The organism is Rhizorhabdus sp. (assembly GCF_018006725.1).
Classification (GTDB): Bacteria; Pseudomonadota; Alphaproteobacteria; order Sphingomonadales; family Sphingomonadaceae; genus Rhizorhabdus.
In genome coordinates this window covers 1-11,590 of record NZ_JAGMXV010000157.1, presented here as the reverse complement: position 1 = coordinate 11,590, position 11,590 = coordinate 1, and the positions used below count along the sequence as shown (strand labels likewise).

Genomic DNA, 11,590 nt, shown 5'->3' with positions numbered 1-11,590 from the left:
GTGTCGCCCAACACCAACTTCCAGATCACCCTTCCCGCCTCCGGATGGAACGGCAAATTCTTCTACGCCGGCTGCACCGGATCCTGCGGCATGGCCGGGGAATCGCTGTGGGCGCGCGAGTGCGACTATCCTGTCGCGCGCGGTTATGCCTGCATCCTGTCCGACATGGGGCATCGCTCGGGGCCCGGTGACGGGCTCTGGGCCTGGCGCAACACCGAAGCGAAGATCGACTTCGCCTATCGCGCCACCCACCGCACCGCCCTCGTCGGCAAGGCGATCGTCAACGCCTTCTACGCGCAGCCGGCCAAGCGTTCCTATTTCATGGGCTGCTCGACCGGCGGGCGTCAGGGCCTCGTCTCTGCCCAGCGTTTCCCAGAGGATTTCGACGGCATCATCGCCGGCGCGCCGGTCGTCAGCGAGGCCGGAACCTCGATGAGCTTCGTCTGGACGCTCAACAGCCTCGCGCGTGCCGACGGCAGCCCGATCTTCGACGACCGCAGCCTCGCCATCCTCCACCGGGGCGCGGTCACTGCTCTCGACGCGGCCGATGGGCGCAGGGACGGCGTCATCGGCAATCCCCTCGCTCCATTCGATCCCGCGACGCTGGGCTGCACCGGCAAGGCCGGCGACTGCCTGACCCCCGAACAGATCGAAGCCGCGCGGAAGGTCTATGCCGGCCCGGTGAATGCGAAGGGCCAGCCAGTCTATCAAGGCGGCGGTTTCCTGCCGGGATCGGAAATGGGCTGGCGCGCCTTTCTGTCGATCGGTGGCCCCGCCTCGGCGACCCGCTCCGGCACGGACACGACGCGCTACATCCAGTCCGACTTCGGCCCCGGCTGGGAAGCCAAGGCGTTCGACTTCGATCGCGATCCCGACCGGCTGCGCGAATATGAAGTGCTCTACTCCGCCTCCAATCCCGACCTGCGCGCTTACAAGGATCGCGGTGGCAAGCTGCTGATCTACCATGGCTGGGCCGACGCCCGCGTCGCCCCGCTCAACAGCGTCGACTATTATGGCGCGGTCACCCGCACCATGGGCGGCCCCGCCTCCACCGAAGCCTTTGCCCGGCTCGTGATGGTCCCTGGCATGGAGCATTGCTGGGGCGGCGATGGCCGCTTCGCGATAGACTATATCGCGGCGATGGAGGACTGGGTGGAGAATGACCGGCCGCCCGCCACCCTGCGCGCAGCCCATCGCACACCCGCCACCACCGCCGATGGCGCGACCTTCATCCAGAGCTTCCCTGCACCTGCCGGCAGTGAGCAAGCGGTGGAGATGCTTCCGACCTACAAGGTCCAATAAGATAATCCTTCGCCCTTTCCCCAGGAGTGTTCCCGTGTTGATCGATCGTCGCCGCTTCCTTCATGCCGCCGCCGGCACCACCGCGCTCAGCCTCGCAGGGCCGATGCAGGGCGTCTGGGCGGCGACCGGATCGGCCGATGCCGCGCTGCAGGCGCTGCTCCAGCGTCATACCGAGGCCTTTCTGCGCCGCTCGCCCGAAGAGGCGACCGGCAATGATTATGACAAGGGCGCCAACGCCTATCTGCGCGGGCGGCTCGACGACCGCTCGCTCGCGGCCCGCGAGACCGACCGTGCGGCGGTAAAGCTGGGCCTGCAGCAACTGCGCGCCCTGTCACCCGCCGGGCTGTCCCCCCGCGCGGCGCTCGATCGCGACGTGGCGCTGTACGTCTATGAGACGCTCGACGACATGCTCGGCCGCTATGGCTATATGGACATGAACCTGCGGCCGAGCCCCTATGTCGTCAGCCAGATGAACGGCGCCTATTACTGGCTGCCCGATTTCATCGGCGGGCGCCATCCGATCAAGGACGCCGCCGATGCCGACGCCTGGTTCAGCCGCCTCGCCGCGCTCGCCGTCGCGCTCGACCAGGAGAGCGAGCGGATCCGGCACGATGCGGCGATGGGCATCGTCCCGCCTGACTTCGTAATCGCCAAGACGATCGCTCAGATAAAGGGGCTGCGCGACGGCAAGCCGCTCGAATCCGCGCTTATCGCACCGGCGCTGAAGAAGCTGGCCGCGCTCGGCCGCCAGGGCGACGCTGCCCGCGCCGAGAGCATCTTCCGTGAGCGGATCGTCCCCGCGCTCGACCGGCAGATCGCCGCTTTCGAAGCGATCGCTCCCAAGGCTGTCGACGTCGCCGGTGTGTGGCGCCTGCCCGATGGCGATGCCTATTACGCAGCGGCGGTCCGCTCCAACACGACCGCCGACATCGCGCCGGGCGATCTTCACAAGCTGGGGCTGGAACAGTGCCGCCAGCTGATCGAACAGATCGATACGCTGCTGAAGGCGCAGGGCCTGTCGCAGGGTTCGGTCGGCGCGCGCATCGGCGCGCTCAACCAGGACGCCCGCTTCAAGGTCAGCGACGACGATGCCGGCCGCGAGAAGCTGCTGGCGCTCGCCACCGGCTACATCAAGGACGTCACCGCGCGGCTGCCTCAGGCCTTTGGTATCTCCACGGTCGATCCCGTCGTCGTCCGCCGCATTCCACCGGCGATCGAGGCGGGCGCGCCCGGGGCCTTCTATAGCGAGGGCGCACCCGGTGAGCCCGGCGTCTATTCGCTCAACTTGCAGCATCCGAGCGAACATGCGACCTGGCGGCTGCCGACTCTGACCCATCACGAGGCGGTACCGGGCCACCATTTCCAGTATAGCGTCCTCAACCACGCCCCGGCGCTCCCGCTGTTCCGCAAGGTCGTGCGCTTCTCGGCCTATACCGAGGGCTGGGCGCTCTATGCGCAGCAGGTCGCAGCCGAACTGGGCATTTTCGACAACGACCCGTTCGGCCGCATCGGGGAACTGCAGTCGCAGCTGTTCCGCGCCGCGCGGATCGTGGTCGATACGGGCATTCATCATGAGCGCTGGACCAAGGACCAGGCTGTCGCGTGGATGGTCGACAATGCCGGCGAGCAGCCGCTGGCGACCGAGCGCGAAGTGACACGCTATGCGGTCTATCCGGGGCAGGCATGCAGCTTCAAGGTCGGCGCCAACCGCATCGTCGCGGCGCGCGAGGCCGCCCGCAAGACGATGGGCGACCGCTTCGACATACGCGGCTTCCACGACCTCATCCTCACCTCCGGTCCGATGCCGATGGCGGTCCTCGAAAAGGCCGTCGCGCAATGGGCCTCTGCCTGACACTCCATCCGGGACAATCGAAGACATGAAGACCAGGACATTCCGAATTGCGATCCTTGCCCTGCTGGCCGGGATCGCCATGCCGGCCACCGCCTATGCGGCGGCTTCCGCCGAGCCGGTCAAGGCGCAGGCGAGCAGCAAGACGATCGCGCTGACCGACGCCAATATCGTGGCGATCGACGGCGGTGCCCCGATCCGCAACGGCGTGCTGGTGGTGCGCGACGGCAAAATCCTCGCCGCCGGCCCCGCCGCATCAGTGAAGATTCCGGAGGGCGCCGAAGTCGTGTCGATGGGCGGCAAGTGGCTCGCCCCCGGCCTGATGAACATGCACGTCCATCTCGGCCTCAAGCTGCCGGGCGCCGAGGGTGCGGCACTGGCGAACGAGACCGACCCGCAGCTCGCGCTGCGCATGGCCGCCAATGCCCGCAAGTCTCTGCTCGCGGGCGTGACGACCCTGCGGCTCGTCGGCGAGGACCACGGCGTCGATTTCGCCGTCCGCCGCGCGATCGAAAAGGGTGAGATCATCGGCCCGCGCATCAAGACGGCTGGCGAGATCATCGTCCCGACCGGCGGTCATGGTTCGCTCGAGGCGGACGGTCCCTATGCGCTGGCCCATGCCGTGCGCGAGCAGATCAAGCAGGGCGCCGACTGGATCAAGATCGCCATTTCGGGCGGTATTGCCGACACCCATGGCAGCATTTCCGCGGCGCCGATGACCGACGAGGAACTGAAGACGCTGATCGACGTCGCGCACCGCAACGGCATCAAGGTGACGGCGCATAATGGCTCAGCCGAAGCCGCCAAGCAGTCGCTCGCCATGGGCATCAACTGCTTCGAACATGGCTATCACCTGAGCGACGAGAATTTGAAGGAGATGAAGGCGAAGGGGGTCTGGCTGGTGCCCACCGCCGTCGTCACCCAAGAAGGCGCCAAGGAGTTCTACAAGAAGATCGGCTCGCCCGACTGGTATCTCGATCGGGTCGATTCGACCGGCAAGGACCATTGGGCGATGCTGCAGAAGGCGATCCGTCTGGGCGTCAACATCGGCCTCGGCACCGACCAGTTCCCGTTCGAGCCCAATGGCGGCACCACCGCGACAGTGGCCGAAGCGGAGCTGTATGTGAAGGCGGGCATGACCCCGCTGCAGGCGCTCCAGTCGGGCACGACCCAGACGGCGAAGCTGCTCGGCATCGAGGATCAGGTCGGCCGTCTGACGCCGGGCATGGCCGCCGACATCATCGCCGTCGATAGCGATCCGACCGCTGACATCTCGGCGCTGCGCACGATCAGCTTCGTGATGAAGGGCGGCCGCATCTATCGCGACGACGCGCACGGCACGCTCGCCGACTAAGGACCTGGGGCCGGGTCCGTCGTAGAGGCGGATCCGGCTGCGGCCGTCAGCGCGCCTTCATGCCGGGCGCGAAGACCGTTATGCCGTCGACGGTCACGATCTGGCCCTGCCCGGACTGCGCAAGGCGGGCGAGATCGGCGGCGAGAACTCCATCGGTGATCCACAGCGTATCGGCAGGCAAGAGCAATGCCTCGAGCTCTGCGATACGTCGGCGGACGAGTGCATCGAAGGATCCGGCATCGTAGCGCGCGAGATAGATGACGTCGGTCTTCAGGCCGTGGCGCAGCGCCCAAACGCCGATATCGCGATAGGCGGGATAGCGGTTCCGGGGCACGATCATCCGAACCGCGCGATAGCGGCCGGCCGCTTCGGTCCAGAAGGGCGATTTGAGCGAGGTCTGCCAGCTATTGCCATGCCGGGCATAGGCTTCGGCGGCGCCCCGCCAGCCGGCGCTGCTGTCGACGATCTGCACGATCGCGGCGAGCCAGAGCAGGGCGGCCGCGCTCCGGCGTCCCACGCCCCTGATCATGACCCAGCAGAGTGAGACCATCAGCCAATAAACCAGCGGCCAGGCGAAGCGACCGCTGCTGCGGAACATATGACCGAGCGCTTCCAGCGGCGTCGGCCAGGGCAGATGCGCGACATGAGAGCCCAGCGCGACATATGGCGTTATCGCAAGGAGGCCGAGCAGGCCCAGCGCGAGGCCCAGTCCGAGATGCGGAGCCCGGCGCGGCCAGCCCTCGACGCTACGCGCGACGAAGACCGACGCTACCAGTAACACGAGCACGCCAGCGCCGAGATAGGCGAACCCCTCGACCTCTTCCGCCGTGGTGCTCTGGCTCGGGATCAGCCAGGACCAGCCGCGCGGGTCGATCGGGGAAAGCAGATTGGCCTTGTAGATACCGAAGCCCCATTCGATCGAGATCGCATGGACGCTGCCGTCGCCGGTCTTCGCGAGCCAGAGCACCCCCGTCAGCCAGGCGGTCGCGGCCATGGCGGCGAAGCCCACTGCGGTTCCCAAAAGCAGGCGCCGCAACGCCGGCCCGCTCGCTACCGATATCCCCCGCCACAGATCGGCACCCCAGATCGCTGCCACCATGGCCAGCAGATAGGGATGGATCAAAACGGCCAGCGTCAGCAGTGCCCCCCACCCCCAGGCCCTGCGATGCGTCTCCGGGGACAGATAGAGCCAGATCGCGGCAAGGATCAGCCATTGGCCGCACAGGGTGAGGTGCAAGATGGCGGGCATGACCGCCCGGGCGAGGAAGCATGGGGCGAAGAGAAAAAGCAGCACGATAGCGGGACGCTGCCGGTCGTCCGCGCCGATCCTGACTGCGATGGCACGGGCGAACAGCGCTTGCAGCACAAAGCAGCCGAGCAGCCACCAGCCAAAATATTGGAAGGGCTGCGGCAATATGGGATCAAGCAGTTTGAAAAGCATCGCGAGAAGCGGATTGGCGTCCGCCATCATCACGCTGCCGGCGATATCCATGCCATAATCGGGATTGGCTGCGATCGGCCATGTCCACGGCGCGGCGCGATAAAAGGCCCAGCCGAGATAGTTTGTGGCAGCATCGTGATCGGCCAGCCAGGCTATGTTGGTCGGGTCGAGCGGCGCAGGACCGATGACGAGCAGAAAGGCTACAATCGCGAATGCGACGCTCACCACGATCTCGCGGTCGGGAAGTCCCGCCGCCGGGATCGCCGCGCGGCTCGTCGTGACTGTCGTCCCCTGCCCCACGGCGTCTCCTGGCCCCCTTGCGCGGCGCCCCGGCCGGTCCGGTCAGTTTCTAGGCCAGCAGCGCGCCTCTCTCAAGCAGCCATCATTCGCGCTGGAGATGAACCAGCGGCGCCTCGAACCAGCCGCGATAGCCCTCGGGGCCATAGCTCTCCCGAACGGCGCCGCCACCGCCCAGCCCCATCGCGATCAACTTGGCCCCAAAACTGCGCTGCGTCGGCGTCACGACAGGAGGCCCGCCCGCTTCGGCCCAGCCGAGCGACAACAGTGCGTCGTCGCCCTCGCCCGAGAGGTTCCATTCGACCGCGATCGACCCGCCGGGAACCGACAGTGCGCCATATTTGACGGCGTTGCTGCCGAGCTCGTGAAGCAACATCGCTGTGCTGATCGCGCCCTTGGGTGCAAGCTGCACGGCCGGTCCCGTTGCCGTGAAACGCTCTGGCGTCGCATGGCGCGCGAGGCTGTTCGCAACCACCGTGCGCATATCGGTCTCTGTCCATTTCTTGCGCTGGAGCAGTTCGTGCGCCTCGGTCAAGGCATTGAGGCGGCTCTGAAAGGATTCGACGGGTCCCCTGCTCGGCACAGCGCGCAATGTCTGGCTCGCCAACCCGTTGATCATCGCCAAGGTCTGATTGAGCCGTTCGGACAGGAGCTCGTTGAGCTGACGCCGTTCGATATCCTCTTCCATGCGCCGCAGCATCGCCCGGCGGAGTTCGAGCTGAGCGATCACCTGTCGCGCGAGCGTGGCCAGCATGCCCTGCTGGGCGGCCGTCAGACCTTGCGGCCGGGGCTCACGGTCGATCACGCAGAGCATGCCGAGCACCTCGCCCTTTGGTGCAATCAGGGGCGCTCCGGCGTAGAAGCGGACCCCGTCCGCCACATCGACCAGACTGTTGCGAGCGGTGCGCGGGTCGGCTGTCAGGTCCGGAATGATCAGCATTTCACTGCTACCGAGGCCGAGCCTGCAAACCGACTGATCGATCGGTGTCTCGTCCTGCTCCAGGCCGACGCGCGCCTTGAACCATTGCCGGTCGGTCTCGAGCAGGCTCACCAGCGAAATGGGCGTGTCACAAAGCTGGGCAGCCAGTTGGACGATATCGTCGAAATCGGCCTCGGGGGGCGTATCGAGAATTTCATATTCTGACAGCGCCGCCAATCGCGCCCGATCATAAAGCTGGGGGTCCACCAAGCCACGCATCGCGTTACTCCACCTGTTCCCTAGGTCGGCCTGCCGACAGATTCGACCCTCAACATAGTCCGCCGACATGATGGTTCAACGTCGCGAAAATGCGGGGGGCTTTCCGAAACACCGGTTTTCTCCATTCCAGCAGCAGCAAAACACTACCTCTCGTCGCAGGCGCGGGGCATGGTAGATCACGTGCCGGACGCGACGCCCATAGCCGCGCCGAAAGGAGAGAGACGATCGTGACCACCGCGCAGCCCCAGTCGCTGTCCGTCATGCTACGGCGTTCGGCTGCGCGCCATGGCACCAAGCCCGCGCTGGTTTTCCGAGAACAGCGCTGGAGCTATGCCGAGTTCGACGTGATCGTCGACGAACTGGCGGCGGGGCTCGATGACCTCGGCGTGGTCAAAGGCGACCGTATCGCCATTCTCGCGCGTAACAGCCACTATTTCCTGGCAATCCGCTTCGCGGTCGCGCGGATCGGCGCCGTACTCGTTCCAATCAACGTCATGCTGGGCGCTGCGGACATCGCCTATATATTGGAGCATTCGGGCGCGCGTTTCATGTTCGTCGACGCAGGCCTCGTCGAACTCGCGCGGACGGCCTCAAGCGCGGTCTCGACCACCATCGAAGCGACCTTCCTGGTCGAGAGCGATGATGGCGATAGCCCCTCCGGCCTGCGACGCTGGACCGATCTCTGCATCGTCGGCGCCACGATCGACGACCGGGCAGAAGCGGACGACCTGCTGCAGATCATCTACACGAGCGGGACGGAAAGCCGCCCAAAGGGCGCCATGCTCAGCCATGCTGCGGTCCTGTGGCAATATCAGAGCTGCCTGTTCGACTGCGGCTGGACTGCGGACACCGTCATCCTTCACGCATTGCCGCTGTTCCACTGCGCCGCGCTCGACGCGATGGCGGGCCCGGCTCTCCAGGCGGGTGCGACAAGCATCATCAGCGCCTCCGCAGCACCGGATCAGGTGATTCCGCTGATCGAACGCCATCGCGTCACCGCCTTCTTCGCACCGCCTACGGTCTGGATATCGTTCCTGCGGTCGCCGCTGTTCGAGGCGCACGATATCTCCAGCCTCGCCAAGGGCTATTATGGAGCGTCGATCATGCCGGTTGCGGTGATCGAGGAACTCAGCGAGCGCATCCCCGGTCTGCGGCTCTGGAACCTCTACGGCCAGACCGAAATAGCGCCGGTCGCTACCGTGCTGCAGCCGGAGGATCATGCGACACGGCGGGGATCGGCGGGACGCCCTGCACTGCATGTGCAGACCCGCGTGGTCGACGAAGAGATGCGCGATGTGGCGCCCGGCGAGATCGGCGAGATCGTTCACCGCTCGCCGCAACTGCTGTCGGGCTATTGGCGCCAACCGGAGCTTTCGGAGACCGTCTTTGCCGGCGGCTGGTTCCATAGCGGCGACCTCGCGACGATCGACGCCGACGGTTTCATTACCGTGGTCGACCGAAAGAAGGACATGATCAAGACCGGCGGCGAGAATGTCTCCTCACGCGAAGTCGAGGAAGCGATCTATGCGCATCCGCATGTATCGGAGGTTGCGGTGATCGGCCTGCCCGATCCGCACTGGATAGAGGCGGTAACCGCTTTCGTCGTGAAGCGGGCCGGAACCGATCCGAATGCCGAGGATCTGGAGGCTCATTGCGCGACGCATCTGTCGGGCTTCAAGCGGCCCAAGCGCTTCGTCTTCGTCGACGATCTGCCGCGCAATGCCAGCGGCAAGATATTGAAGCGCGACCTGCGCCGGATGGTGCCCGGCTGAAGCCGGCCGCCGGTCAGCAAGAATTTGAAAAGAACCAAAGCGATCGTTCGACGTTGTTCCTGTCATGGCCGTGCCCACCCGGTCGCCAAGAAGGAGTTTCGAGATGATCGCCCTGTCAAAGTCCCGCATCCTGCTCTGCACCCTCCCCGCCATGCTGGCACTCTCTGCCTGCCAGTCGAGCAATCCAACCGAGCGCGGCCTTGCCCGCGGCGCGGCGATCGGTGCGGCCGGCGGTGCGGCTCTCGGCGCCGTCGTGGGCGGTGTGGGCGTCGGCGAAGGTGCAGCGATCGGTGCTGCTGCCGGCGGTGCGATCGGCGCGCTGACCGCCAAGAACCGGCGCTACTATCGCGATCGTCGCGGCGACTGCTATTACAACGACAACGGCCGCCGCTATTATGTGGATCGCAATCGCTGCTGATCCTTCAGCCCGTTCGAGCCGCCGCCCCGGCCGCCATCTCCACCCCGAGTTCGGCCTCCAGGGCGGCGAGCATCGCCTGTATCTTCGGTAATGCATGCCGCCGGTGCGGGCATACGGCCCAGATCGGTTCAGGGGCATCGAGAAACCCGTCGAGCAACCGCACTAGGCGCCCCGCTGCGAGGTGATTGCGGACGTAAAATTCGGGCAACTGGCAGATCCCCAGCCCATCAAGCGCAGCGGCCACCAGCGCGGTGCCGCTGTTGCAGCGCAGTCGACCGCTCGGCACAAGCGTGCGCCGCGTTCCCTTCTCGCTGAAATGCCACACACCGCTCGTCCCGATCAGGCAATCATGCATTTCCAGATCAGCCGGCGTGCGGGGTAGCCCGCGCCCTGCCAGATAGGCGGGTGACGCGCACAGCACGAGCGACCGGGCCCCGATCTGCCGAGCATCGAGCCGCTGGTCGACGGGATGACCGGTCCGGATCCCGATGTCGAAACCCTCGGCTATCAGATCGACGACGCGGTTGGTCAGTTCCAGCGACACCGAAATTCGCGGGTGCGCGCGAATGAACCGGCCGACGATGGGGGCAATGAAGCGTTCGCCGAGCGCGGTCGAGCAGGTGAGCCGCAGTGCGCCCTGCATCTCGCTTTCGCCGCGCGCCATGGACAGTGCCTCGTCACGCTCGTCGATGATCCGGCGGCTCTGGTCGACCAGCATGCGACCCAGCTCGGTCGGTCGCACAGAGCGGGTCGTCCGCTCGAAAAGTTCGGCGTTCAGACGCGTCTCAAGGCGCTGGACTATCCGGCTGACCTGCGAAGGCGATATGCCCAGTCTCCGCGCCGCGCCGACGAAGCTGCCGGTATCGGCGATCGCGACGATCTCCTCCAACCCGTCCCAATCGGACATGATTGTTGCTCCATGGAATTAATGCCTTGCAGAATTAGCTATTTCGCCTCGAATTGCACCAATATATGTGGCAGGAAGATCAGGAGATTCCGCCATGAAGACCCGTGCTGCCGTTGCGTTCGAAGCCAAGAAGCCGCTGGAAATCGTCGAGGTCGACCTCGAAGGCCCCAAGGCGGGCGAGGTGCTGGTGGAAATCATGGCGACGGGCATCTGCCACACCGACGCCTACACGCTCGACGGATTCGACAGCGAGGGCATCTTCCCTTCGATCCTCGGCCATGAAGGCGCAGGCGTGGTGCGCGAAGTCGGCGCGGGCGTGACCAGCGTGAAGCCGGGCGACCATGTGATCCCGCTCTACACGCCCGAATGTCGCCAGTGCAAAAGCTGCCTCAGCGGCAAGACCAACCTCTGCACCGCGATCCGCGCGACCCAGGGCAAGGGGCTGATGCCCGACGGGACCAGCCGGTTCAGCTACAAGGGTCAGCCGATCTTCCACTATATGGGCTGCTCGACCTTCTCCAACTTCACCGTCCTGCCCGAGATCGCGGTTGCCAAGATCCGCGAGGACGCGCCGTTCAAGACCAGCTGCTATATCGGCTGCGGCGTTACCACCGGCGTCGGTGCGGTGATCAACACGGCCAAGGTGCAGGTTGGCGACAATGTCGTCGTCTTCGGCCTGGGCGGCATCGGCCTGAACGTGATCCAGGGTGCGAAGCTGGCCGGTGCTGGCAAGATCATCGGCGTCGACATCAATCCCGACCGCGAGGAATGGGGTCGCCGCTTCGGCATGACCGCCTTCCTCAACAGCAAGGGCATGGGCCGCGAGGACGTCGTCGCCAAGGTCGTCGAGATGACCGACGGCGGCGCCGACTATACGTTCGACGCCACCGGCAACACCGAGGTGATGCGCACCGCGCTCGAGGCCTGCCACCGCGGCTGGGGCACCTCGATCATCATCGGCGTGGCCGAAGCCGGCAAGGAAATCGCGACCCGTCCCTTCCAGCTCGTGACCGGCCGCAACTGGCGTGGCACGGCCTTCGGTGGTGCCAAGG

At 65.8% G+C, this 11,590-nt stretch carries 9 protein-coding genes; 6 read left to right on the top strand and 3 right to left on the bottom strand.

What is annotated here, in order from left to right:
* The 3 genes from KAY22_RS18725 to KAY22_RS18715 form a co-directional block, all read left to right on the top strand.
* Positions 1 to 1,302 (top strand): tannase/feruloyl esterase family alpha/beta hydrolase (locus tag KAY22_RS18725; RefSeq protein ID WP_296624810.1); only part of this gene is annotated, 1,302 nt, incomplete at its 5' end.
* A gap of 34 nt (positions 1,303 to 1,336) precedes the next feature.
* The gene (locus KAY22_RS18720) at positions 1,337 to 3,154 is read left to right on the top strand and encodes a DUF885 family protein (protein ID WP_296624809.1); all 1,818 of its coding nucleotides are present in this window, start codon (positions 1,337 to 1,339) and stop codon (positions 3,152 to 3,154) included.
* 25 nt (positions 3,155 to 3,179) lie between these two features.
* The gene (locus KAY22_RS18715; protein WP_296624808.1) at positions 3,180 to 4,505 is read left to right on the top strand and encodes an amidohydrolase family protein; all 1,326 of its coding nucleotides are present in this window, start codon (positions 3,180 to 3,182) and stop codon (positions 4,503 to 4,505) included.
* Between the two features lie 46 nt (positions 4,506 to 4,551).
* On the opposite strand, the gene KAY22_RS18710 is transcribed toward KAY22_RS18715, so the two are convergent.
* Positions 4,552 to 6,246, bottom strand: coding sequence for a DUF6311 domain-containing protein (locus KAY22_RS18710; RefSeq protein ID WP_296624807.1), 1,695 nt, complete (start codon positions 6,244 to 6,246; stop codon positions 4,552 to 4,554).
* Positions 6,247 to 6,328: 82 nt separating this feature from the next.
* Positions 6,329 to 7,441: a GAF domain-containing protein gene (locus tag KAY22_RS18705; protein WP_296624806.1), complete on the bottom strand. Its 1,113-nt coding sequence runs from the start codon at positions 7,439 to 7,441 to the stop codon at positions 6,329 to 6,331.
* 227 nt (positions 7,442 to 7,668) lie between these two features.
* Between KAY22_RS18705 and KAY22_RS18700 the strand changes: the two genes are divergently transcribed.
* A complete protein-coding gene (locus KAY22_RS18700) occupies positions 7,669 to 9,213 on the top strand; it encodes a fatty acyl-CoA synthetase (RefSeq protein WP_296624805.1) in 1,545 nt (514 codons plus the stop codon).
* A gap of 103 nt (positions 9,214 to 9,316) precedes the next feature.
* Complete coding sequence (locus tag KAY22_RS18695; protein WP_296624804.1) at positions 9,317 to 9,631, top strand: DUF3482 domain-containing protein; 315 nt, start codon at positions 9,317 to 9,319, stop codon at positions 9,629 to 9,631.
* Between the two features lie 4 nt (positions 9,632 to 9,635).
* Here KAY22_RS18695 and KAY22_RS18690 read toward each other — a convergent pair whose 3' ends face one another.
* Positions 9,636 to 10,538, bottom strand: coding sequence for a LysR family transcriptional regulator (locus KAY22_RS18690; RefSeq protein ID WP_296624803.1), 903 nt, complete (start codon positions 10,536 to 10,538; stop codon positions 9,636 to 9,638).
* 94 nt (positions 10,539 to 10,632) lie between these two features.
* Here KAY22_RS18690 and KAY22_RS18685 point away from each other — a divergent pair.
* Positions 10,633 to 11,590 (top strand): zinc-binding dehydrogenase (locus KAY22_RS18685; RefSeq protein WP_296624802.1); only part of this gene is annotated, 958 nt, incomplete at its 3' end.